This is a genomic window from Bradyrhizobium sp. SSBR45G (assembly GCF_030159255.1).
Taxonomy (GTDB): Bacteria; Pseudomonadota; Alphaproteobacteria; order Rhizobiales; family Xanthobacteraceae; genus Bradyrhizobium.
The window spans coordinates 123,902-146,574 of sequence record NZ_BSCT01000008.1 but is presented as its reverse complement, the minus strand read 5'-3'; the positions used below and the strand labels follow the sequence as shown (position 1 = coordinate 146,574).

General features: G+C 64.9%; 28 protein-coding genes and 1 tRNA gene. 17 read left to right on the top strand and 12 right to left on the bottom strand.

Annotated elements, in window-relative coordinates; all coding sequences use genetic code 11:
* Positions 1-52: 52 nt before the first annotated feature.
* The 4 genes from cmk to aroA are packed head-to-tail and all read right to left on the bottom strand — an operon-like array spanning position 53 to position 3,027.
* The gene (gene cmk, locus QQL87_RS13135) at positions 53-691 is read right to left on the bottom strand and encodes a (d)CMP kinase (RefSeq protein ID WP_284418570.1); all 639 of its coding nucleotides are present in this window, start codon (positions 689-691) and stop codon (positions 53-55) included.
* Positions 688-1,035: a hypothetical protein gene (locus QQL87_RS13130; protein WP_284418569.1), complete on the bottom strand. Its 348-nt coding sequence runs from the start codon at positions 1,033-1,035 to the stop codon at positions 688-690. The genes cmk and QQL87_RS13130 overlap by 4 nt, the downstream gene beginning before the upstream one ends.
* Before the next feature lie 40 nt (positions 1,036-1,075).
* A complete protein-coding gene (locus tag QQL87_RS13125; RefSeq protein WP_284418568.1) occupies positions 1,076-1,681 on the bottom strand; it encodes a hypothetical protein in 606 nt (201 codons plus the stop codon).
* An 8-nt stretch (positions 1,682-1,689) separates the two neighbouring features.
* On the bottom strand, positions 1,690-3,027 hold the full coding sequence (gene aroA / locus QQL87_RS13120) for a 3-phosphoshikimate 1-carboxyvinyltransferase (protein ID WP_284418567.1): 1,338 nt from the start codon (positions 3,025-3,027) through the stop codon (positions 1,690-1,692).
* 151 nt (positions 3,028-3,178) lie between these two features.
* Here aroA and QQL87_RS13115 point away from each other — a divergent pair, with 151 nt between their 5' ends.
* The 3 genes from QQL87_RS13115 to QQL87_RS13105 all read left to right on the top strand — a co-directional run bounded on the left by QQL87_RS13115 (position 3,179) and on the right by QQL87_RS13105 (position 4,260).
* A complete protein-coding gene (locus tag QQL87_RS13115; protein ID WP_284418566.1) occupies positions 3,179-3,583 on the top strand; it encodes a TIGR02300 family protein in 405 nt (134 codons plus the stop codon).
* An 80-nt stretch (positions 3,584-3,663) separates the two neighbouring features.
* Positions 3,664-3,739, top strand: a tRNA-Ala gene (locus QQL87_RS13110).
* 269 nt (positions 3,740-4,008) lie between these two features.
* On the top strand, positions 4,009-4,260 hold the full coding sequence (locus tag QQL87_RS13105) for a GIY-YIG nuclease family protein (RefSeq protein ID WP_284418565.1): 252 nt from the start codon (positions 4,009-4,011) through the stop codon (positions 4,258-4,260).
* 12 nt (positions 4,261-4,272) lie between these two features.
* On the opposite strand, the gene QQL87_RS13100 is transcribed toward QQL87_RS13105, so the two are convergent.
* Positions 4,273-4,734, bottom strand: coding sequence for a MarR family winged helix-turn-helix transcriptional regulator (locus QQL87_RS13100; RefSeq protein ID WP_284418564.1), 462 nt, complete (start codon positions 4,732-4,734; stop codon positions 4,273-4,275).
* Between the two features lie 171 nt (positions 4,735-4,905).
* Here QQL87_RS13100 and QQL87_RS13095 point away from each other — a divergent pair, with 171 nt between their 5' ends.
* From QQL87_RS13095 to QQL87_RS13055, 9 genes are all read left to right on the top strand, one after another.
* The gene (locus tag QQL87_RS13095; RefSeq protein WP_284418563.1) at positions 4,906-5,331 is read left to right on the top strand and encodes an organic hydroperoxide resistance protein; all 426 of its coding nucleotides are present in this window, start codon (positions 4,906-4,908) and stop codon (positions 5,329-5,331) included.
* A gap of 120 nt (positions 5,332-5,451) precedes the next feature.
* Positions 5,452-6,654 carry a CaiB/BaiF CoA transferase family protein gene (locus tag QQL87_RS13090; RefSeq protein ID WP_284418562.1) on the top strand — a complete coding sequence of 401 codons (1,203 nt, stop codon included), beginning with the start codon at positions 5,452-5,454 and terminating at the stop codon, positions 6,652-6,654.
* A gap of 195 nt (positions 6,655-6,849) precedes the next feature.
* Positions 6,850-8,166, top strand: a complete 1,317-nt coding sequence (ugpB, locus tag QQL87_RS13085) for a sn-glycerol-3-phosphate ABC transporter substrate-binding protein UgpB (RefSeq protein WP_284418561.1) — start codon at positions 6,850-6,852, stop codon at positions 8,164-8,166.
* Between the two features lie 68 nt (positions 8,167-8,234).
* On the top strand, positions 8,235-9,116 hold the full coding sequence (gene ugpA, locus QQL87_RS13080; protein WP_284418559.1) for a sn-glycerol-3-phosphate ABC transporter permease UgpA: 882 nt from the start codon (positions 8,235-8,237) through the stop codon (positions 9,114-9,116).
* Positions 9,116-9,964 carry a sn-glycerol-3-phosphate ABC transporter permease UgpE gene (ugpE, locus tag QQL87_RS13075; RefSeq protein WP_284418558.1) on the top strand — a complete coding sequence of 283 codons (849 nt, stop codon included), beginning with the start codon at positions 9,116-9,118 and terminating at the stop codon, positions 9,962-9,964. The genes ugpA and ugpE overlap by 1 nt, the downstream gene beginning before the upstream one ends.
* Positions 9,965-10,104: 140 nt before the next feature.
* Positions 10,105-11,184, top strand: coding sequence for a sn-glycerol-3-phosphate import ATP-binding protein UgpC (locus QQL87_RS13070; protein WP_284418557.1), 1,080 nt, complete (start codon positions 10,105-10,107; stop codon positions 11,182-11,184).
* A gap of 133 nt (positions 11,185-11,317) precedes the next feature.
* The gene (locus tag QQL87_RS13065) at positions 11,318-11,743 is read left to right on the top strand and encodes an Hsp20 family protein (RefSeq protein ID WP_006613108.1); all 426 of its coding nucleotides are present in this window, start codon (positions 11,318-11,320) and stop codon (positions 11,741-11,743) included.
* A 59-nt stretch (positions 11,744-11,802) separates the two neighbouring features.
* The gene (locus tag QQL87_RS13060; RefSeq protein ID WP_284418555.1) at positions 11,803-12,066 is read left to right on the top strand and encodes a BQ00720 family protein; all 264 of its coding nucleotides are present in this window, start codon (positions 11,803-11,805) and stop codon (positions 12,064-12,066) included.
* A 130-nt stretch (positions 12,067-12,196) separates the two neighbouring features.
* Positions 12,197-12,697 carry a GNAT family N-acetyltransferase gene (locus tag QQL87_RS13055; RefSeq protein WP_284418554.1) on the top strand — a complete coding sequence of 167 codons (501 nt, stop codon included), beginning with the start codon at positions 12,197-12,199 and terminating at the stop codon, positions 12,695-12,697.
* Between the two features lie 25 nt (positions 12,698-12,722).
* On the opposite strand, the gene ptsN is transcribed toward QQL87_RS13055, so the two are convergent.
* From ptsN to QQL87_RS13020, 7 genes are all read right to left on the bottom strand, one after another.
* Positions 12,723-13,184 (bottom strand): PTS IIA-like nitrogen regulatory protein PtsN, encoded by a 462-nt coding sequence (gene ptsN / locus QQL87_RS13050; protein WP_008962742.1) that lies wholly within the window; start codon positions 13,182-13,184, stop codon positions 12,723-12,725.
* A gap of 329 nt (positions 13,185-13,513) precedes the next feature.
* Positions 13,514-14,116, bottom strand: coding sequence for a ribosome hibernation-promoting factor, HPF/YfiA family (hpf, locus tag QQL87_RS13045; RefSeq protein ID WP_284418552.1), 603 nt, complete (start codon positions 14,114-14,116; stop codon positions 13,514-13,516).
* A 72-nt stretch (positions 14,117-14,188) separates the two neighbouring features.
* On the bottom strand, positions 14,189-15,823 hold the full coding sequence (gene rpoN, locus QQL87_RS13040) for an RNA polymerase factor sigma-54 (RefSeq protein ID WP_284418550.1): 1,635 nt from the start codon (positions 15,821-15,823) through the stop codon (positions 14,189-14,191).
* A 212-nt stretch (positions 15,824-16,035) separates the two neighbouring features.
* Positions 16,036-17,046: an LPS export ABC transporter ATP-binding protein gene (gene lptB, locus QQL87_RS13035; RefSeq protein WP_284418549.1), complete on the bottom strand. Its 1,011-nt coding sequence runs from the start codon at positions 17,044-17,046 to the stop codon at positions 16,036-16,038.
* A gap of 355 nt (positions 17,047-17,401) precedes the next feature.
* A complete protein-coding gene (locus QQL87_RS13030; RefSeq protein ID WP_284418548.1) occupies positions 17,402-18,121 on the bottom strand; it encodes an LptA/OstA family protein in 720 nt (239 codons plus the stop codon).
* Positions 18,122-18,125: 4 nt separating this feature from the next.
* Positions 18,126-18,827 carry an LPS export ABC transporter periplasmic protein LptC gene (gene lptC, locus QQL87_RS13025; RefSeq protein WP_284418547.1) on the bottom strand — a complete coding sequence of 234 codons (702 nt, stop codon included), beginning with the start codon at positions 18,825-18,827 and terminating at the stop codon, positions 18,126-18,128.
* A gap of 168 nt (positions 18,828-18,995) precedes the next feature.
* Positions 18,996-19,610 carry a ribonuclease D gene (locus QQL87_RS13020; protein ID WP_284418545.1) on the bottom strand — a complete coding sequence of 205 codons (615 nt, stop codon included), beginning with the start codon at positions 19,608-19,610 and terminating at the stop codon, positions 18,996-18,998.
* Positions 19,611-19,849: 239 nt separating this feature from the next.
* On the opposite strand from QQL87_RS13020, the gene QQL87_RS13015 reads away from it, so the two are divergent.
* From QQL87_RS13015 to QQL87_RS12995, 5 genes are all read left to right on the top strand, one after another.
* On the top strand, positions 19,850-20,356 hold the full coding sequence (locus QQL87_RS13015; protein WP_284418544.1) for a hypothetical protein: 507 nt from the start codon (positions 19,850-19,852) through the stop codon (positions 20,354-20,356).
* A 56-nt stretch (positions 20,357-20,412) separates the two neighbouring features.
* Positions 20,413-20,847, top strand: coding sequence for a hypothetical protein (locus QQL87_RS13010; protein WP_284418543.1), 435 nt, complete (start codon positions 20,413-20,415; stop codon positions 20,845-20,847).
* 148 nt (positions 20,848-20,995) lie between these two features.
* Positions 20,996-21,337 carry a hypothetical protein gene (locus QQL87_RS13005; protein ID WP_284418542.1) on the top strand — a complete coding sequence of 114 codons (342 nt, stop codon included), beginning with the start codon at positions 20,996-20,998 and terminating at the stop codon, positions 21,335-21,337.
* A 339-nt stretch (positions 21,338-21,676) separates the two neighbouring features.
* Positions 21,677-21,931 (top strand): type II toxin-antitoxin system prevent-host-death family antitoxin, encoded by a 255-nt coding sequence (locus tag QQL87_RS13000; RefSeq protein WP_284418541.1) that lies wholly within the window; start codon positions 21,677-21,679, stop codon positions 21,929-21,931.
* Between the two features lie 9 nt (positions 21,932-21,940).
* Positions 21,941-22,366: a hypothetical protein gene (locus QQL87_RS12995; protein WP_284418539.1), complete on the top strand. Its 426-nt coding sequence runs from the start codon at positions 21,941-21,943 to the stop codon at positions 22,364-22,366.
* The last annotated feature ends 307 nt before the right edge of the window (positions 22,367-22,673 follow it).

Genomic DNA, 22,673 nt, shown 5'->3' with positions numbered 1-22,673 from the left:
ATCGACGGTCTTGGGCGGGAGCGGGCAGTTCCTCCAATGACGCCGGCGGAAATCAAACCCGCTGGCGGCCCGCTCGAACGGCCTCGACGATATCGATGGCGGCCCGGACGCCGCTTTCTATATCCAAATGGGAGTTATCAAGCAAGATAGCATCCGAGGCTTGTTTCAAAGGGGCGATCGCGCGGTTCTGGTCGCGCGCGTCGCGTGCCAGGATGTCGGCCAGAATGGCCGCCTCGTCGGCCGGCTCCCCCCGCGCCTGCGCCTCCAGGGTGCGGCGCTGCGCCCGGATCCTGGGGTCGGCGACGACATAGATCTTCACGTCGGCCTCCGGGCAGATCACGGTTCCAATGTCGCGGCCGTCGAGCACGGCGCCGGGCGGCTGGCTGGCGAACTGACGCTGGAATGCCACCAGCGCCTCGCGCACTCGGGGCAGCGCCGACACGACGGAGGCGGCGGAACCGACATCGTGCGACCTGAGCGCAGGATTGTCGAAGGTCGAGGGATCCAGCGTCATGGCGACGTCAGCCGCCCTCGCCTCGTCCGTGAGGTCGATGCCGGCAGTCAGCAGGGCATGAGCAACGGCGCGGTAGATCACGCCGGTATCTAAATGCCTAAGTCCATAATGCGCCGCGAGGCGCTTGGCCATGGTGCCTTTGCCGGAGGCGGCCGGGCCGTCGATGGCGATGATCATCCCAATCCTTGTCCTGAAATCCCGTGCGGCCGCCGCAGCGGCCGCTCATCGGTAAAGATGTTGCGGGAGGAGAACTCTCCCGGGCTGGCGAAGGTCAAGTACTCCCGCAGCGCGGGTGACGGCGAACTGGTCGTAAACCAGGGCTCCGGCAGGCGCCGCGCCGGTCCACCCGTCCAAGGGGGGACGCGCCCGAGCCGACGTTGCTTCGCAAGATACTCGGCGATGGCCCCAACGAGGGCATCTAGTTTGGCGTCACCGGTCAGAGCGGGTTCGCGCTCGATTGCGGCGAACCGCGCGGCATCCGACGGAGCGAGGTCGAACGCATCGACGAACTCGGCAAGCATGACGTCCTGGGGCTCGCCGCGTCCAATTCGGGCGACTGCCTCAGCCAGGGTATTTGGGCGCATCAACCGCTCCCTCGGGGCTCATGTGCTTCAGCAAAAAGCGTTGCTTCTCAGCGGAGGCCCCACTAGCCGGAAAGTATCTTCGCAGCAGCGCGATCGCGTCATCCGCGCCGGAAACGCCGACGACCTTCATCAGATTGAGGATGTCGAGCCGTTCTGACTCGCCACGCGCCGGATCGAGGATCCTTGCCGCTTTCAGTTTCAAGGCGAGCATATATTCGGCGGAGGGCACCGAGACCACCAGTCCGGGCGGAGATCCGTCACGGGGAAACGTCCCGAATTCGAGATGATCCGCGGCCTGATCGGCCAGCGGGCTCAAGTGGAAGACAACCCCATCATTGAACCAGTCGTCCGACCAGCCGTTCTCCCGGCCGATGTCGCCCAATGTCTTCGCCAGCCATTCGGGCAACGGCTTTGGAAGCTCCGAGACGTCGACGTCCTCGGTCGCAAGACGGAAGTTGCTCGCTAGCATCAGTGCCGACCCACCATAGACCGCAATGTGTAGCTTGGCCCCGGCTTGCGCCGCGGCCCGGCCGATCGTGTCAAACGCGGCAAGCAGCGCTTCACGGTCGAAGGCGGTGGCCATGGCGTACCTTAAGCGAAATCCGCGCCCGCGCCCCGCATCAACGGGATGAAGTCGGGGAAGCTGGTGGCGATGAAGGCGGTGTCGTCGACGGTGACCGGCTTGTCGGAGGCCAGCCCCATCACCAGCGCCGACATCGCGATGCGGTGGTCCATGTGGGTCGCGACCAGTCCGCCGCCCGGCACATGGCCGCGGCCTTCGACGATCAGATCGTCGCCGGAGATCTCGACCTTGACGCCATTGACGCGCAGCATCGCCGCGGTGGCCTCCAGCCGGTCGGATTCCTTGACCCTGAGCTCATGCAGGCCGCGCATGACCGTCGTTCCCTCCGCATAGGCGGCGGCCACGGCCAAGACGAGATACTCGTCGATCATCGACGGAGCCCGCTCGGGTGGCACCACCACGCCGCGCAGCTTCGAGGCGCGCACGCGCAGGCGGGCCATCGGCTCGCCGGCGTCGCCGCGGACGTCGTCCTCTTCGATCGAGGCGCCCATCTCGCGCAAGGTCGTGAACAGGCCGGTGCGCAGCGGATTGGTCATGACGTCGGACAGCACCAGATCCGAGCCGTCGACGATCAGGGCGGCGACCAGCGGGAAGGCGGCCGACGACGGATCTGCCGGCACGATCACCGGCGCGCCGGCCAGCTCCGGCTGGCCGGTCAGCGCGATACGGCGGCCATGGGTGCCCTCCGGCGTGGTCACGATCGCGGCGCCGAAATGCTTCAGCATCAGCTCGGTATGGTCGCGGCTGGCCTCCTGCTCGATCACGGTGGTGACGCCGGGCGCGGCAAGCCCCGCGAGCAGCACCGCCGACTTGATCTGGGCGGAGGCGACCGGCGTGCGGTACTCGATCGGCACCGGGTTGCTGGCGCCCTGCAGGGTCAAGGGCAGCTTGCCGCCCTCGGCGCTGGCGGTCACCTTGGCGCCCATCAGCGCCAGCGGATCGAGGATCCGGCGCATCGGACGGCTGCGCAGCGAGGCATCGCCCTCGAACACGGCGCTGATCGGACAGCCGGCCACGGCACCCATCACCAGCCGGCAGCCGGTGCCGGAGTTGCCGAAATCGAGGGTTTCACTCGGCTGGGCGAAGCCGCCGACGCCGACCCCTTTCACGATCCAGGCAAACGCCCCGGTCCGCTCCACTTTCGCGCCCAGCGCACGCATCGATTTGGCGGTGTTGAGGACGTCCTCGCCCTCGAGCAGGCCGGAAATCCGGGTTTCACCGACCGACAGCGCGCCAAGGATCAGGGCCCGGTGCGAGATCGACTTGTCGCCGGGCACGCGAATCGTGCCCGAAAGGGGCCCTGAGGCGCTCGATTCGAGTGGAGTCGGGGCTGTTGACGTGCTCACGGCGAGGTCCTCGTGTTCTGGAGGCGGCAGGTATCACAGCCCCTGCCTGCCGTCACGAGCGGTGATTTTCCCGTTGACAGCGCTATTGACAGCGGCGCGGCAACTAGCCAAGTGAGACACCGCTTTTCAGACATTGCCAGGACGCCTGCACGTGGCCAAATCCGAGCTCGGAACCAAACGCATTTGCCCGACCACGGGCAAAAAGTTCTACGACCTCAACAAGAACCCGGTGATTTCGCCCTACACCGGCGAGGTCGTGCCGATTGCGCCGGTCGCGCCCTCCCGCGCCATGCGCGGCGAGGCTGCGCGTGCTGCCGCGGCTGCCGACGTGGTCGAGCCCGCGGAGGCCGAGGAGCTGGTGCCGCTCGAGGAGGCCGATGCCGAGGAGAACTCCGGCAAGGTCAAGGCCGTCGTTCCCGAGACCGAGGATGACATCGAGATCGACGAGACCCTCGACGACGACGAGGACGACGACTCCACCTTCATCGCCGACGAGGAAGAAGGCGACGAGGATGTCACCGACATCATCGGCGATGTCGGCGGCGACGAAGAATAATCTCTGAAGGTACTTGAGATCATCCGCGAACTGTGGTTCACGGTGCTCCCCGGCGGTCACCCAGACCGCCGGTTCGGTTCGGGGCCATAGCTCAGCTGGGAGAGCGCTTGCATGGCATGCAAGAGGTCGGCGGTTCGATCCCGCCTGGCTCCACCACGCTTCGCCCTTCGGGCTATGCGTGGCGCAGCCACGACGGAGCCCAAAGGGCGAAGCGTGGTGCCCGGCGTAGCCACTTGGCGAAGCCGGGCTGAAAAGTCCTCACACATTCCGGTCGTCGGGCCCCACGCGCTGCTGAGCTATATCGCGATCGCGCGCCATAGCTTGAGTCGCAGCCCGGGCAATCGCTCCGTTGAGGACCGCTGACGAAGGCACGTTTCCGCGGCAGAATGCTCGGGAGTTTCTACTAGCCCGGCGAGCACCTTCGCATGTGGTACGTCTACATCCTCCGTAGCGTGACCTTTCCCGATCAGGAATACGTCGGCGCGACCGCCGACATCCGGCAGCGCCTCAAGGACCACAACGGCGGCCGCTCGGCCCACACCTCCAAATTCATGCCTTGGACATTGGTCTGGTATTGCGCCTTCCCCGACAAGCAGCGGGCGTTGGCGTTCGAGGCCTATTTGAAATCACATTCAGGACGCGCTTTCTCGAAGAAGCGACTGCTCGCTCCGCCCTGAAGCACCACTGCCTCACCCCTCCGCCGCCGCATTCAGCTGCTCCCGCAGCCGCACCAGCCTGCCGTGCAGATCGGCGAGCTCCGCGAGCGAGCAGCCCGTCGCATCGAGGATCGCGGGCGGCACGATCGCCCTGGCCTTGTCGCGCAGGCTGGCGCCCTGGGCGGTCAGGGTCACGAGCACCCGGCGCTCGTCCTCGGCCGATCGCGTCCGCCTGATCAGATGCGCTGTTTCCATCCGCTTCAGCAGCGGCGTCAGCGTGCCGGAATCCAGGAACAGACGCTCGCCGATCTCCTTCACCGGCAGGCCGTCGCGCTCCCACAGCACCAGCATGACCAGATATTGCGGATAGGTCAGTCCCAGGCGGTCGAGCAGCGGCTTGTAGACCCGGTTGAAGGCATGCGCGGTCGAATAGACCGCAAAGCACAGCTGGTTGCCGAGTTGGAGCGGCGCGTCCGCCGCGGACTTCTTTCGCATCAAGGTCACCACAGATCGATCCTGACCGGCATCTTTGTCCCGCGGTTCCGCCGTCGACAATGCGGGCGGCATGACGATCACGAATTTTCTACCGAACAATCATATTGTGCACAATCAAATTGTGTGCAATATCGCCTCGCTGAATTCGTCCATCCAAACGGGAGAAACCCCATGTCCGTGAACGTGCTCTACAAGACCAGCGCCAAGGCCACCGGCGGCCGCGACGGCGAAGCCGCGACCCTCGACGGGACGCTGAGCGTCAAGCTCTCGACCCCGAAGGAGCTCGGCGGCGGTGGCGGTGCGGGCAACAATCCGGAGCAGCTGTTCGCGGCCGGCTACGCCGCCTGCTTCATCGGCGCGATGAAGTTCGTCGGCTCGCAGGGCGGACCCAAGGTCCCCGCCGATGCCTCGGTGACGTCAACGGTCGGCATCGGCCCGCGTTCCGAAGGCGGCTTCGGCATCACCGTCGAGCTCGCGGTGTCGCTGCCGGGCCTCGCCAAGGCCGACGCCGAGGCGCTGGTCGCCAAGGCCCATGAGGTCTGCCCATATTCCAACGCCACCCGCGGCAATGTCGACGTCAAGCTGACGGTGGTCTGAGTCCGAATTCCGCCATGCGGCAGGATACCCTCCGTGGTCCCGCCGCATGGCAGCCCGCGTTTGCGCCGGCGCTGGCGCAGTGTTTAATGACCGCGAGTTGAACCAACCTCGCGGCATCCAATGACACCTCCCTTTGCTCCCGGCGCCATGGCCGGGCTGCGCGTGATCGATCTGACGCGCGTGCTCGGCGGCCCCTATTGCACGCAGATCCTCGCCGATCACGGCGCCGACGTGATCAAGGTCGAGCCGCCGGCCGGCGACGAGGTGCGCGACTGGGGCCCCCCGTTCCACGACGAGGACGCCGCCTATTTCGTCGGGATCAACCGCAACAAGCGCTCGATCGGCCTCGATCTCGCCTCCGAGGGCGGCCGCGTCGTGCTGCTGAAAATGCTCGAGACGGCCGACGTGCTGATCGAGAACTTCAAGCCCGGCACTTTGGAGAAGTGGGGCATCGGCGGCGACATCCTTCGCGAGAAATTCCCGAAGCTCGTGCACTGCCGCATTTGCGGCTTCGGCGCCGATGGGCCGCGCGGCGGCAACCCCGGCTATGATGCGATCATCCAGGCGATGACCGGCATGATCGCGGCGACCGGCTCGCCCGAGAGCGGCCCGATGCGGATCGGCGTGCCGCTGGTCGACATCACCACGGGATTGTATGCCGCGATCGGCATCCTGATGGCGCTGTCGGAGCGGCAGCGCTCCGGCATCGGCCAGTTCCTCGAGGTCACGCTGTACGAGACCGGCCTTGCGATCATGCATCCGCACACCGCCAACTACTTCATGCACGGCAAGCCGCCGTCGCTGACCGGCAACGAGCACCCGAACCTGGTTCCCTACGCGATCTTTCCGACCAGGACCGACGACATCTTCATTGGCGTCGGCAATGACGGCACCTTCCGCAAGCTCGCCAAGGAGATCGGCCGCCCGGAGCTCGGCACCGATCCGCGCTTCGCGCGCAACAAGGATCGCGTCGCCAATCGCGAAGCGCTGCGCGCGGAGCTCGCCGCCGTATTCAGCCAGTTCGAGGCCGAACCGCTGTGCGACCGGCTGCTCGCCGCCGGATTGCCTGCGGGACCGGTGCAGAAGATCGATCAGGCGCTGACCAATCCGCACACGATCCACCGCGGCGATGTCATCGAGAAGGACTGGTACAAGGGGGTGGCGTCACCGATCCGGCTCGACCGCACCAAGCCGAGCCTGCGCGCGACGCCGCCCAAGTTCAGCCAGCACGCGCGCGACGTTCTCGCGGAGTTCGGCTACTCGGACGGCGAGATCGATACGCTGTTCGCGCAAGGAACCGTCTGCGCCGAACGCAAGCGCTGATCACCTCACACCTTATGCGATCGCCGCGCTGCACCTTCGCAGCGCAGCGATCTCTCTTGCCTGATTCACCGCGTTTGATCGCCGCACGCGTCAATGCTTTCCCATGCTGGGTCAGCCGTCTATACATTCACATAACTGTCATCTGGCGCTGTTAACGGCCGCAACGACGATGACGTTCCTGGGAGGACTTTTTTGATGTCACTTCGACAATTCGCTGCCGCCGCTGCCATGACGGCGATCTTTGGTTTTGCTGTCTCGCCTGCACACGCTGTGACTGAGATTCAGTGGTGGCACGCCATGACCGGCGGCAACAACGACATCGTCAACAAGCTCGCCGAGGAATTCAACGCGTCGCAGAGCGACTACAAGGTCGTCCCGACCTTCAAGGGCGGCTATCCCGATACGCTGAACGCCGGCATCGCCGCGTTCCGCGCGGGCACCGCGCCGCACATCTTGCAGGTGTTCGAGGTCGGCACCGCGACCATGATGAGCGCCAAGGGCGCGATCAAGCCGGTCTATGAGCTGATGAAGGACGCCGGCGAGCCGTTCGATCCGAAGGCCTATCTCCCGGCGATCACCGGCTACTACTCGACGTCGAAGGGCGACATGCTGTCGTTCCCCTTCAACTCGTCGTCGATGGTGATGTGGATCAACAAGGACGAACTGAAGAAGGCCGGCGTCGCCGAGATTCCGAAGACCTGGCCCGAAGTGTTCGACGCGGCGAAGAAGCTGAAGGCGGCCGGGCACGAGACCTGCGGCTTCTCCAATGCGTGGGCGTCCTGGGCCAATATCGAGCAGTTCTCCGCCTGGCACAACGTGCCGATCGGCACCAAGGCCAATGGCCTCGACGGCTTCGACACCGTGCTGGAGTTCAACACCCCGCTGCACGTCAAGCACCTGCAGAACCTCGTCGAGCTGCAGAAGGACAAGACCTACGACTATTCCGGCCGCGACAATCGCAGCGAGAGCCGCTTCGGCTCGGGCGAATGCGCGATCTTCCTGACCTCGTCGGGCTACTACGCTACCGCCAAGAGCACCGCGAAGTTCGATTTCACCTCGGCGCCGATGCCCTATTACCCAGACGCGCAGGGCGCCCCGCAGAACTCGATCATCGGCGGCGCCTCGCTGTGGGTGATGGGCGGCAAGACGGCCGACGAATACAAGGGCGTCGCCAGGTTCTTCACGTTCCTGTCGGATACGAACCGCCAGGCCAAGCTGCACCAGGAATCCGGCTATCTGCCGATCACCAAGGCGGCCTATGAGAAGACCAAGGCGGATGGCTTCTACGACAAGAATCCGACCCTGCAGACGCCGCTGAAGGAGTTGACCAACAAGGAGCCGACCGAGAACTCGCGCGGCCTGCGCTTCGGCAACATGGTGCAGATGCGCGACGTCTGGTCCGAGGAGATCGAGGCGGCGCTGGCCGGGAAGAAGACGCCCAAGGAGGCGCTCGATTCGGCCGTCGCCCGCGGCAATGCGATGTTGCGCACCTTCGAGAAAACGGCCAAGTAAGGTCCAGCCTGAAGCTTCCCCTCCAGCCGGAGGGGAAGCCTCGCCTCAGTCCCTCCCGCGGCGCATCCATGGAAAAGTCGGTCGTCTTCAACGGCAAGCTGTTGCCTTACCTGCTGCTGGCGCCGCAGCTCGCGATCACGCTGATCTTCTTCTACTGGCCGGCCAGCCAGGCGATCTGGCAGTCCTTCCTTCGCGAGGACGCCTTCGGCCTCAATTCGGAATTCGTCGGCCTCGAGAACTATCAGGCCCTGTTCGCCCAGCCGGAATATTACACTGCCATCGGCATCACCGTGGTGTTCTCGTCGCTGGTGACGGTGCTGTCGCTCGGCGTGGCCCTGCTGTTCGCGACCCAGGCCGACAAGAACCTCAAGGGCGGCTCGGTCTACAAGACCCTCATGATCTGGCCCTATGCGGTCGCGCCCGCGATCGCCGGCGTGCTGTGGTTCTTCATCTTCCATCCGACCCTGGGCACGCTGGCGCGCCCGCTGCGCGCGATGGGCTTCGACTGGAATCCGATGTTGAACGGCACCCACGCGATGATCCTCGTGGTGATGGCCGCGGTCTGGAAGCAGGTCGCCTACAACTTCCTGTTCTTCCTCGCCGGACTGCAGGCGATCCCGAAGAGCGTCATCGAGGCCGGCGCGATCGACGGTGCCGGTCCGCTGCGGCGGTTCTGGACCATCATCTTCCCGCTGCTGTCGCCGACCACCTTCTTCCTGCTGGTCGTCAACATCGTCTACGTGTTCTTCGAGACCTTCGGCATCATCGACGCCGTGACGTCGGGCGGCCCGGCCGGCTCGACCACCACGATGGTCTACAAGGTGTTTGCCGACGGCCGGCTCGGCGGCGATCTCGGCGGCTCGGCCGCGCAGTCGGTGGTGCTGATGGTGATCGTGATCGCGCTGACCGCGATCCAGTTCCGCTATGTCGAGCGCAAGGTGCAGTACTGATGGTCGAGCATCGCCCGCTGCGGGATCTCGTCGCCTACGCCGTGCTGTCGCTCGGCATCCTGATCTTCGCCTTCCCGGTCTATGTCGCCTTCGTGGCCTCCACCTATGACGCCGCAACCGTGGTCAGCGGCAACCTGCCGCTCGTTCCCGGCGGACGAATGCTGGAGAACTACTACCGCGCGGTCTTCGTGGGCGGCTCGCGCTTCATGAACGAGCCGGTCGGCGTGCTGCTGCTCAACTCTTTCGTGACCGCGATCGGGATCGCGGTCGGCAAGATCTTCATCTCGATCCTGTCGGCCTTCGCGATCGTGTATTTCCGCTTTCCGTTCCGCAAGACCGCGTTCTGGATCATCTTCATCACCCTGATGCTGCCGGTCGAGGTTCGCATCTATCCGACCTACAAGATCGTCGCCGATCTGCGCATGCTGGATACCTATGCCGGCCTGATCCTGCCGCTGATCGCCTCCGCGACCGGCACGCTGCTGTTCCGCCAGTTCTTCATGACTGTCCCCGACGAGCTGCTGGAGGCCTCGCGCATCGACGGCGCCGGACCGCTGCGGTTCTTCTGGGACACGCTGCTGCCGCTGTCGATGACCACCGTGGCCGCGCTGTTCGTGATCCAGTTCATCTACGGCTGGAACCAGTATCTCTGGCCGCTGCTGATCACGACGAAGGATTCCATGCAGACCATCGTGATCGGCATCAAGAAGATGCTGACGACGACCGACGAGCTCGCCGAGTGGCAGCTTGCGATGGCCACCGCCGTGCTGGCGATGCTGCCGCCGGTCGCCGTCGTCGTCTTCATGCAGCGTCTGTTCGTGAAGGGCCTCGTGGAGACGGAAAAGTGAGGAGGGCGAATAGCGAATGGCGAGTAGCGAATAGGGTCGCGATGTCGCCTGCACGTCCACGCTCTCCTTCCCTATTCGCTACTCCCTATTCGCCATTCGCCAGCAACCACTCGCTCGTCACGCATCACCGGTAACCACGCATGGCCAACGTCACCCTCCGCAACGTCCGCAAGGTCTATCCCGGCGGCTTCGAGGCCATCAAAGGCATCGATATCGAGGTCGGAGACGGCCAGTTCTGCGTGCTCGTCGGTCCCTCCGGCTGCGGCAAGTCCACGCTGCTGCGCATGGTCGCGGGGCTTGAGACGATCTCCTCGGGGGAGATCGACATCGGCGGCCGTATCGTCAACGCGATCGAGCCGGCGGAGCGCGACATCGCGATGGTGTTCCAGAACTACGCGCTCTATCCGCATATGAGCGTCTACAACAACATGGCCTACGGTCTGCGCAACCGGCGCATCCCGGAGAGCGAGATCAAGACGCGCGTCGAGGACGCGGCACGCATCCTCGAGCTCGGCACCATGCTGGAGCGAAAGCCCCGCCAGCTCTCCGGCGGCCAGCGCCAGCGCGTCGCGATGGGCCGCGCCATCGTCCGCCAGCCGAAGGTGTTCCTGTTCGACGAGCCACTGTCCAACCTCGACGCCAAGCTGCGCATCGCGATGCGGGTCGAGATCCGCAAGCTGCAGCGCCGCCTCAACACCACGGCGATCTACGTCACGCACGATCAGCTCGAGGCGATGACGCTGGCCGACATTCTCGTGGTGATGAACGGCGGCAGGGTCGAGCAGATCGGCAATCCGCTCGAGATCTACCAGAAGCCGGCAACGACCTTCGTGGCATCCTTCATCGGCGCCCCGCCGATGAACCTGATGCCGATCGAAGGGGTTCGCGCGCAGCTGCTGGGCGCGGACGCGGTTCCCGCGGCGGCCGGCCAGCTCGGCATCCGGCCCGAGGATTTCGAGCTCGGAGACACAGTGCCGGCCGGCGGGATCGGTCTCGACCTCCGGGTCGATGCGATCGAGCACGTCGGTGCCGAGACCTACGTCTATGGCGCCCGCCAGGACGTGGGCCACACCGACAGCCTCAGCGCCACCGCCAACGACGTCATCGTACGGCTGCCGGGCGTCGCGTCCCCGCAGATCGGCACCCGGATCCGGGCGGTCGCCGCGCGCGCCAAGCTGCATCTGTTCTCGGCGGACGGCCGGCAAAGGCTGTCGGTTTAAGCCCTTCCACAGACGGGGTGTTCCGGCCGAACGGGGTGCTTGAACGCGTCTCGCATCGTGCCCATATTGCTGCTCAAGGGGTGCCGTCAGGGCCCTGAAACGTCAAAGTCGCTTCGAGAGGACTTTGTAAACCATGTCTCGTGTTCCTTCGCTCTCCAGCCCGTTCCTTTTGGGCTTCGACGAGATCGAGCGTGTGCTCGACCGCGTCGTCAAAGGTGCCGACGGATATCCGCCGTACAATATCGAGCGGTTCGAACGCACCAATGGCCAGCCCGAACGTCTCCGGATCACGCTGGCGGTGGCGGGTTTCACCCGTGACCAACTCGATGTCACCATTGAGGAAAACCAGCTCGTCATCCGCGGACGTCAGCAGGACGACAAGACCCGGCAATACATTCATCGCGGCATCGCCGCGCGCCACTTCCAGCGCACCTTCGTGCTGGCGGAGGGCATGCATGTGCTCGGTGCGGATCTGAAGAACGGGTTGTTGTCGGTCGATCTGGCCAGGCCGGAGCCTGAGCGGATCGTTAAGACAATAGCGATCAATGAACACGAATAATGGATTGAATGGAACGAGTAGCGGACTCGACCGCTTGAGTCTCAGAAGGAGTCGAGACCATGACTGAGGGTAATGTTGCGTTTGAATCCAGCGTCTCCCTGGAGTCGCTGGCGACCTTGGGCGAAGGTCACATCGCCTATGTGAAGCAGATCCGCTCCGAGGACGTGCCGGGCCTGTTTCCGCAGGCACCGCGCATCGCGCCGGGATTGAAGCTGTTCGCTCTGCATGCCGCCGACGGCACGCCGATCATGCTCACCGACAGCCGCGAGGCGGCGATCGCCAACGCATGGAGCCAGGAGCTCCAGGCCGTCAGCGTGCACTGAGGCAGCGGTCACGCACCACGGCGTCGTCGCCCGACATGCGTTTGCCGGGCTGAAAGATGCCAAGCTGATGAACATCGTGTAGTACGCGGGCCGGCCCTCGAAAGAGGGTCGGCTTTTTTCGAGGGGATGCGTGCATGTGATCGAGCTGACGCCTGCCGAGCTGACCGGCGACCGTTCTCTGTTGACGGCCCTGCTCGACCTCAACAACGCCCACGCCAGCGAGCTGTCTCTGCTGACCGCCGAGGGCTTCGCCAATCTCGTCGGTCTGGCCTGGAAGGCATGGCGGATCGGCCATGCCGACGCACTGATGATCACGCTGGACGAGCGCGCCGCGTACGACAATCCGAATCATCGCTGGTTCCGCGCCCGCTACGATCGCTTCGTCTATGTCGACCGCATCGTGGTGGCGCCGTCGGCGCGCGGCCGGGGCCTGGCGCGCCGGCTCTATGAGCAGCTGATTCGAGAGGCCACGGCGGCAGGCTACGAACGCGTCGTCTGCGAGGTCAATCTCGACCCGCCCAATCCGCAATCCGACGCGTTCCATGCGGCGCTCGGCTTCACGGCGCTCGAGGCCGCCAGCATCCATGGCGGCGCCAAGACCGTGCGCTACATGGTCAGGCCGGTGCGGTAGACGAAAGAGGACGGGCTTTGCCGGCTCAGGCCGCAGACGCCGGCGGCAGCGCCAGCACCGAATAGATCGCCTGGGCGTCGCGCGAGGCGCGCAGCTTCTTGGCGACGTCCTGGTCGCGCAGCAGGCGGGCGATTCGCGCCAGAGCCTTCAGATGGTCCGCACCAGCGCCTTCCGGAGCGAGCAGCAGGAACACCAGATCGACCGGCTGGCCGTCCATGGCCTCGAAATCGATCGGCCGCTCCAGCCGGGCGAACAGGCCGAACAGCTTCTCCAGCTTCGGCAGCTTGCCGTGGGGAATGGCCACACCGTAGCCGACGGCGGTCGTGCCGAGCTTCTCCCGCTGCAGCAGGACCTCGAACACGTTGCGCTCGTTCTGTCCGGTCAGCGCGGCGGCACGCGCCGCAAGCTCCTGCAGCGCCTGCTTCTTACTGATGACCTTCAAAGCGGGAAGGATCGCCTCGGGTGCGACCAGATCGGTAATCGGCATTGGGCGTTCCGAGGTGATTGAACCGTCAGGGTGCGAAATAGGTCGGGACAGACCGGCGTCAAGAAGCTGAGGCGGCAGGCGGGCTTAACCCGTGTCCGATGCGAGGGGCTTCTACCCCAACGCAACGGCCGTGCCAACTCCCGCAAGCATGTTCCCGCTGCCTATCCTTAAGATCGTCGGAGCATGGCAGCCTGAAGGCGCCAACGCCCCGGGTCCTTCATCGCATCGCTGTATTGCCGTGGCGTGACGTCGCAATGATCAGGCCAACCGCCTGATCAGGAACCCTTTTCCTGGACGCCGGCAGCCAGCCGGAACCTCTCCCCGGGCAACTACGGCTTCACCGCCGGCGGATCGACCCAGCCGATATTGCCGTCGGCGCGGCGATAGATGATGTTCACCCGGCCGCTGGAGCCGTGCTGGAAAACCATGCAGGGCGCCCCGGAAAGATCCAGCTCGAGCACCGCTTCGGACACCGACAGGCGCTTCAGCGCGGTCGTGTTCTCGGCGATGATGACGGGGTTGTAGCCGGTGAGTTCCTCGTCGCCTTCGGCCGGCGCCTCGATCACATAGCTCGGTGCATCCAGCACCGCCCCATCGAAGCCGGCGAGCGCGGCATTGGCCGCATGGGATTTGCGCGCCGAACGGTCCTTCAGCCGGCTCTTGTAGCGGCGGAGCCGCTTCTCGATCATCAGCAGCGCCTGGTCGGCGCTGGCATAGGCGTCCGGCGCGTTCGATTCGGCTTCCAGGGTGATGCCCGAATCAAGGTGCAGTGCGCAATCGGTCTTGAACCCGAAGCCGTCCTTGGAGAGCGTGACATGGCCGGAATAGTTGCCGTCGAAATATTTGCGTAAGACCTCGTCGGTGCGCTCGCTGACGCGCCCACGCAGCGCTTCGCTGACGCTGATGCTTTTTCCGGAAATCCGCAGGGTCATGTGTCGCCTCGATTCATGTGAACCGGAGATGACACTAAGCCTATTTGGTTAAGGCGCAATCTTGAGGTGCGGTCAAACTGACGCGGTATCCCGGGTGCGGTCGGCGCTGGTGGGCGACGACATCGCGTGCGCCAGCATGCTCTGCTTGTCGCGGCGGCGCTGCACCGAGGACGGTATCCGCATCGCTTCCCGGTATTTCGCGACCGTGCGGCGGGCGATGTCGATGCCGGCCGCGCGCAGCTTCTCCACGATCGTGTCGTCGGAGAGAATTGCGGAGGGATCTTCCGCATCGATCAGCTGCTTGATGTGGTGGCGCACCGCTTCGGCCGAATGCGCCTCGCCGCCATCGGCCGATGCGATCGAGGCGGTGAAGAAATATTTCAACTCGAAAGTGCCGCGATTGGTCGCCATGTATTTGTTGGCGGTGACACGCGACACTGTCGATTCGTGCATCTGGATCGCATCCGCAACGGCCTTGAGGTTCAGCGGACGCAGATGCGCGACACCATGGGTGAAGAAGCCGTCCTGCTGGCGCACGATCTCGGTCGCAACCTTCAGGATCGTCCGCGCGCGCTGGTCGAGCGCCCGCACCAGCCACGTCGCGTTCTGCAGACAGTCGGTGAAGTAGGACTTGTCGCCGTCCTTGCGGATCGTCTTCGACAGCTCGGAGTAATAGACCTGGTTCACCAGGACGCGCGGCAGCGTGTCGCTATTGAGCTCGACCAGCCAGCCGCCATCGGGACCCGGACGCACATAGACATCGGGCACCATGGTCTGCGTGCGCGTGGTGCCGAACTTCAGGCCAGGCTTGGGATCGAGCCGGCGGATCTCGCCGATCATGTCGACGAGATCCTCGTCGTCGACGCCGCACAGCTTGCGCAAGCTGCCGAAATCGCGCTTGGCAAGGACGTCGAGGTGCTCGATCAGCGCCTGCATCGCCGGATCGTAGCGGTCGAGCTCGCGCAGCTGGATCGCCAGGCATTCGCTTAAGTTGCGCGCACAGATGCCGGGCGGATCAAACGTCTGCAGCACGCCCAGCACCGCATCGACATCGGCCTGCTCGGCACCGAGACGCTCGGCGGCCTGGCCGAGATCGGCCGGCAGGTAGCCGGCCTCATCGACGAGATCGATCAGATACTGGCCGATCATGCGGTCGGCCGGCGCGGTGAAGGCCACCGCGGCCTGCTCCGCGAGATGATCCGATAGCGTCGTCTCGGCAGCGACGAAAGCCTCGAGATTGTAGTCCTCGTCGCCCGAGGCGCCGCCGCCCCATTCGGTGTAGGTCGTGGGGATGGCGTCCTGCGCAGTGCGCGCCGCGGCTTCCGCGGGCTCTTCGGAGAACACGTTGTCGAGCCCGGTGTCGAGCGTCTGTTCGATCTCCGTACGGGTGCCGAGATCGCGGCTCATCCAGTCTTCAGGCGCGCTCTCATAGCTGTCGCCCGAGGCGCCGCCGTCGCTGAAATCCTCGCCGCCGCCCTCGCCACCTTCCGGGAATTCGGCGCGCTCGGACATCTGCTGCTCACCCGCGACAGGCGCCTCCGGGCCATCGCTGGCGCGCTCCAGCAGCGGATTGCGCTCCAGCTCTTCTTCAACGAACGTGGAGAGGTCGAGATTGGACAGCTGCAGCAGCTTGATGGCTTGCATCAGCTGCGGCGTCATCACCAGCGACTGTGACTGGCGGAATTCTAATCTCTGCGTCAACGCCATGGGAGCAAGAACATTCCCTTACTGGTCCAATTCTTGCTTATCCTAATCTGCGGGCGATGTACACGGCTTGACGAATAAGAAAAACGGAGTATGGCGCGCCGAAGAAGACGAGATTACCGGCCTTCGCGAGGCCTTCGCAGATCGCGTCAAACGTAGCATCTCCGTCGCCTGTCACAGCCGCGACAAACCCGACAAACACTGCGTCCGCAATCCTACAGCCGGAATTCCTCGCCGAGATAGAGCCTGCGCACGTCAGGGTCGGCGACGATCTCCTCGGGGCTGCCTTCGGTCAAGATCTGTCCGGCATAGACGATGTAGGCACGGTCAGTGAGGCCGAGCGTCTCGCGGACGTTATGGTCGGTGATCAGCACGCCGATGCCGCGATTGGTGAGATGGCGCACCAGCTGCTGAATGTCGCCGACCGCGATCGGGTCGATGCCCGCGAACGGCTCGTCGAGCAGCATGTAGTTCGGCCGCGTCGCCAGCGCGCGCGCGATCTCGACGCGGCGCCGCTCGCCACCCGACAGCGCGATCGACGGCGACTTGCGCAGCCGGGTGATGGTGAACTCCTCGAGCAGCGCATCGAGCTCGCGCTCGCGCTTCTTGCGCGACGGCTCGACGACCTCGAGCACGGCGCGGATGTTCTGCTCCACGGTGAGGCCGCGGAAGATCGAAGCCTCCTGCGGCAGGTAGCCGATACCGAGCCGCGCGCGCTGATACATCGGCAGCCGCGTGACGTCGTGGCCGTCGAGCTCGATGGCGCCGCGGTCGGCCTTGATCAGGCCGGTGATCATGTAGAACACGGTGGTCTTGCCGGCGCCGTTCGGCCCGAGCAGGCCGACGGCCTCGCCGCGGCGGACATAGATGGACACGCCGCGCACCACCTGGCGGCTGCCAAAGCTCTTCTCGATCGAATGCACTGCGAGGAAGCCCGGCCGGCGCAGCAGCTGCGGTCCGCCGCTGCCGTTGCTGCGCGGCTTGGCGGGCATCGGCTGCGAGGCTGGCCGCTTGCGCTGGATCTGCTCGGTGTTCTGCGGCGAGCGCGGATTGATCCGCGGCGTCGTGTCGTCGCGCACGGAATCGGCGAGCGCGGCGAGCGGATCATCATTGAACGAATTGCCGAACGGGTCGTCCATGGACGTGATGTCGTCGCGCCGGCGCGCAGAGCCGCGCTGGCCGCGCTTGGCGGGACGCCCACGAAACATGCCGAGTAGATCCACCATCCCCGCTTCGCTTACGCCCTTCGAAGCTGCCCGTCACCGACCGCAGCGCTGGCTCGCCCGCTCACCGCGAGCGAACGCATCTCACCTGCCGCGCGGATCACGCTGGTCGCGAGGCTGACCAAAGCGCGGCGGACCCGCGCTCCGGAGTTTGTCGTCTGACGGCGAAGTCGCGGTCGCAAGGCCAGCGACCGAGTTCAAGATCGCAATCGTGTCCGGGATACGTCCTTCGCAGCCGTGCCGCCGGGTCGACGGCCCCTGCTGCGCCGGTCTGCGACAGAACCGCCCGTTCCGCTACATAGAGGCAGGTGCGACGCGGTTCAACGGGCGCCTGCAGCCTTTTGCTAAATAATTGAAGTCACTTCGATTTGTTGGCGCCCAGCGAGAGCGGTGCGCCGAGGCCGGGCGACGGCCCGGGCGCAGAGGTGGAGGTCGGTGACGCTCCGCAGCCGCCGCCTGCTCCCGCGCCCGCACCTGCCTGCGGCAGCAGCACCTGGACGCCGCGGCCGCCGTCGGATTCGACCCGCGACACGCCGGTGGTCATGTCGACCGTCAGGCGATCGCCGCGCATCACGTTCTTGCACTGGGTCAGCACCACGCCGCCCTGCATCGTGATCATGTTGGTCTTGGTGTCGTAGACCGCGGTCTCGCCGGTCACGACCTGGTCCTTCTGCGTCACCTTGACGTCGCCGCGCGCCTCCAGCCGGCGGATCGCCGAGCTGCCGTCCGGCCCCGGCGTCGCCGCCTGCGCGGGCTTGGCCGGCTTCGCGCCGCCTTGAGCACCGCTCTGGGGGCCGCCGTCATAGAACACGACCAGCGACTTCGAGGTCATGGTGGTATCGCCCTGCACGACCTTGACGTTGCCGGTGAAGGTCGCCTCCTTCTTCTTGTCGCGCATCTCCAGCGAGGCCGCCTCGATCTGGATCGGCTGGTCGCGGTTCTGCGAGAAGCCCTGCAGCGCATTCGGCACGCCCGTAGTCGCGCTCTGCGCGTGCAACGGACCGGCCAGCGCGAGCAGCGCCAACGCACCTGCGACGGCGCAGCACACCGCCGCGGGAATGAAACGACACGTCGTCATGAGATCACTTCACGTTGCGGGCCTGACGGCCCGGATCGACGGTCGCCGTCGTGGCCGGCGGGGGAGTCATGTTGTCGAGGTTCATCACGACGTTGCCTTCGAAGCGCACCACATCGCCATTGTCGATGATGCGCAGCCGGTCCGCCGACAACGTGCCATTGGTGAGCTTGACGTCGACGCGCTCATCCGAGCTGACGGTCCCCTTGGCCATGTCGACCGAGGCCCGGCTGAGCCGCGCCTCATAGCCGGTCGAGGTCGTCAGCAGGATGTCCTTCTTCAATTCCAGCTGCTGCTGCTTGGTGTCGAACACGCCGGTGTTGGCCTTCAGCGTCATCGTCGACTGATCCTCCATCAGCACCTTGGCGCGGAGGATGTTGAGCTCGACGTGATCGGGATCGGTGAGGTCCTGGACCGCGCTGTTGGCGACGAGATCATAGGGCCGCTGGTCCGGCGTGAAGCCGGTCAGATGCGGCGTCTCCATCGTGATCTTGCGTCCGGAGATGACGAGGTTCCCCGTGAGATTCCCGGTATCGACCTTCATGTGGAACGGGTTCAGCAGCGCGATCCCGATCACCCCGGCCATGGCTAGCCCGACCGCCGCCGGCACCGCGATCCGCAGCGCACGCACGAAGCGGCTGTGGCGCGCAGCGACCCTGAAGCGCGCCTCCATTCCGTGTTCGTAGGCGGGGTTATGGACCGAGTTCACGAGAGCTCCGGGACAGGGACGCGACGCGAGGCGGATCTCACGACAGCGACCACTCTACCATGGGCGGCCTCGCCATTGCAGCCTGGAACTGGCGCGAAATCGCGACGCAGGGCGCGCGCGATCATTAAGAGAGATTAATGATCGTGAACGGCCGGCCGCCGGTGCGCCTCACGAATGCGCAAAAATGTCCTCGGCCTCGAATCCGCCCAGATCGAGGGTCGCCCGGTGCGGCAGGAACGCGAAGCAGGCCTGCGCCAGCGCCAGCCGGCCCTCGCGCGCCAGCATCACGTCGAGCTTCTCGCGCAGCGCATGCAGATGCAGCACATCGGAGGCGGCGTAGGCGAGCTGCGGCTCGCTCAAGGCGTCGGCGCCCCAGTCGCTCGACTGCTGCTGCTTGGAGAGATCGACATTGAGCAGCTCGCGCACGAGATCCTTGAGGCCGTGGCGGTCAGTATAGGTGCGCGCCAGGCGCGAGGCGATCTTGGTGCAGTAGACCGGCTGCGGCATCACGCCGAAGGTATGAAACAGCGTCGCGACGTCGAAACGCGCGAAGTGGAAGATCTTGGTGACATCAGGATTGCCGAGCAGCGCCTTCAGGTTCGGCGCGTCGGTGTGCCCCTTCGGGATCTGCACCACGTCGGCCGAACCGTCGCCGGGCGACAGCTGCACCACGCACAGCCGGTCGCGGTGCGGATTGAGCCCCATGGTCTCGGTGTCGATCGCAACCGACGAGGTGTAGCGGGAGAGATCGGGCAGGTCGCCACGGTGCAGGCGGACGGTCATCGGGTTCAGAATCCTGGTCGACATTGAAATCGGCGGCGAAAGCAGCGCGGGATGCGAGCGCCGGGCGCATTACGCCCGAAGTGGTAACGATTCGGCAAATGGACAACCAGCGTCATGTCGAGAAGCGCCGGCCCCGAAGCACCAGAATGGCTCGGATTTTCGGCTGTCCGGTATGATGTTGTGTATCGGCCGGGTGTAGGCTTTTCAAGCAGGATGAATTCGAGGCCGTTTCGCAGCCCATGACACAGCAGCCGGCGCCAGAGACCACCATCGCGGAGCTGTCCGCCCTGCTGCGGGCCAGCTTTCCGGCCGAGCCGCTGCCCACGACGTTCTGGCGCGGCGCCGGCCGACCCGCCGGCGACATTCCCGATGAGCTCGGCCGGCGGCTGGCGCAGCGACGCTGGGTCGACGTCACGCTCCACGACTGGCAGATGATCGGCCCGCCGGTGTCCGTCTTGTCCTATCTGCATCCCGATGCGCTCCGCTACTCCTTGCCATCGCTGCTCGTCGGCGTGCTGCACGACACCGGCTACGTCGATTGGGCGCTCGAACTGCTGCTGCCGGCGGGGCGAAAGCGCCGCACCGACCGGCCGGACTGGGTGGCGTTCTGGGACGGCTTCTCGGGGACGCAGCGGGACACGATTCGCTGCTATCTGAAAGGCGTGCGCGTGATGCTCGGCGCGGCGGCAGGCCCGGTCGAGCAACAGCTGTTCGACGGACTCGACGCCGTCTGGGGGCTTCGATGATGATCATCCGCAAACCACGCTGCGCGACGGCCGCGCCACGACCCACGTGAACACGCATGGCCGCATTGTCCCACTTCCTCAATCTTGATCTTGTCCTGAGATCGCCTGCCGACTTCACTGCGCTGATCGCGCATCTCGATCAGAGCGTCTATGTGCTGCATCATCAGCAACACGAGCAGCAGTTTCTGCTGGTGCTGGAGACGAATGGCACGGAGGCGCCCGATCCGATCAGATGCACGCAGCAATTCCTGACCTTGGTCGAGTCATTGCCCTCGACCGCAACCGAGCTCTGGAACGGCTGCACGTCACGCACCTTCTCCTACGGCTTCGAGGGCGGCTGCAAATTCCGCGCGCTCGACACCACGATCCCCGCCGACCTGCTGCTCCGGATCGCCAGGCTCGGCGCGAACATCGGCATCACCGTTTATCCCTATCGCAGCGACGACTCAGACGGCTCACAAAGAAAGAACAAACCAGTTGCGCACCCCTGACGGACAGCTTGCAAGGCTCGGCGACGAGGTCGGCGTCGCTGGAAATGCGGGGCAGGGTCGCCTGCTCGATCGACACCAGCGAATACTGCGACGATGATCCGGAGCAGGCCTGGGGCTATCTGCAAAAGCGCAAGGGAGAAGCACCCCGATGACGGAGCTTTGTCTCCAGGTCCATCCACATCGATCGCCCGAGCTCGATATTCCCGCATTGATTTCGGAATGCGAGCGGCTATCGGTCGAAAGCCGGCTGATAAGTCGCTTCTGGCACAACGACGGATTCGACCAACATGCCTATCTCAATCTGGCGTTCGAGACCGGTTGTCCAAAGTTTCTCTGGCATCTCCTGAGTGAACGACTCTCAGGAGCGGGCGCGCTGGGGCAACTCTTGTCTGCTTCGTCGATCGTCACCTGTCAGGGTCAATCGGGCTGGGACGACTACCTGTTGCTTCATCACTATGATGCCAAGCAGCGATGCGACGCGTTTCCATGAACGCCCGCAAAGACGACACCTCGTGGCCAGTCCTCAGACCGACGCGCGGGGGGGGGCATCCGTCGGGATCTGTCCCGAACGTGCAATAGGTACGCAACCTCGCAACGCCTCCGCCGATAGCCGTCGCGAAGCCGATCGATGGCTATTGATCGGTGCCCCGACCTGAGAGCCACGCCGACGGCCGCGCGGCTTGCGCGCTTCATCCCGCGCGGGCGGCCATCGTGTCGCCGGTTAGTCCGAGGGCCCGTCGAGACGGGAAGTAGAACGAGCTGGCGGAACGGGAGATTGATCATTTACGTATTATACGTATAATCTGGACACCCTTAGGAGGTCCTGCTCATGGTCCAAACCTCGGCCCTCGAATTCCAGCGCAAGTTCGGCGAATTCCAGCATCAAGCACAACGGGAACCCGTCGAGATCACGCGACATGGGCGGCGCGAGTTCGTCCTGATGTCGGCAGAGCACTATGACTGGCTGGTTGCCGCGGCTCAACGCAGCCGTCGGACGATGGACGCCGCAGCCGTGGTCATCAATGCGGTCGAGCGGTCCGAGATGGACCCGGAACACGCGTCGCTTGACGACTTGCTCAAGTGACATCGTCGCATGGCATTCCCCGAGCCTAAGCCGGGCCTCGTCGTGCGCTACGATTATCTCTGGTCGCGCGAGGCAGCTCAAGGACGCCACCAGGGCAAGGACCGCCCCACCTGCCTTGTCGCCGCGACCGACAGCCTGACGACGCCCCGCTACGTGGTGCTGCTTCCGATCACACACACGCCCCCGGACGACACGACGGTCGGCATCGAAATTCCGTCCAAGGTCAAGCAGGCGATCGGGCTCGACAATGCCCCAAGCTGGGTCATCGTCTCCGAATACAACGTCGATGAATGGCCAAATGCCGGAGTGACGCCGATTCCGGGCAAGCCCGCAACATTCAGCTACGGCTTCATCCCGCCAGGGCTGTTCGCCCGCATCAAGGCCGAGTTTCTCGTGTTGGCGCGTCAGCGCAAGAGCGGCGCGGTGCGCCGTTAGCTGGCTACATCACATACGACCGCGCGACGATGCCGATCTGGCGGCGGTCACCAGCGAAAGCCTCATCGGCACGTCATTTCAAGCGAGCCGAGATATCGATCAACTTCCGCGGGAATGGCACTTCCCGACCTGTCCGATGTCTCGAACATCTTGCGAGGCCTATCATCGCCGCGTCATGGTGCCGGTGAGGGCGGCCGGCCTCTGTTTGCATCGCAGCAAATCGCGTCCCCTGGATCGATGCAACTCTAGCATTGATCGATACGGCAATTGGCTTTGACAGAGAATGCCGCCCGCCCTAGGCACGAGA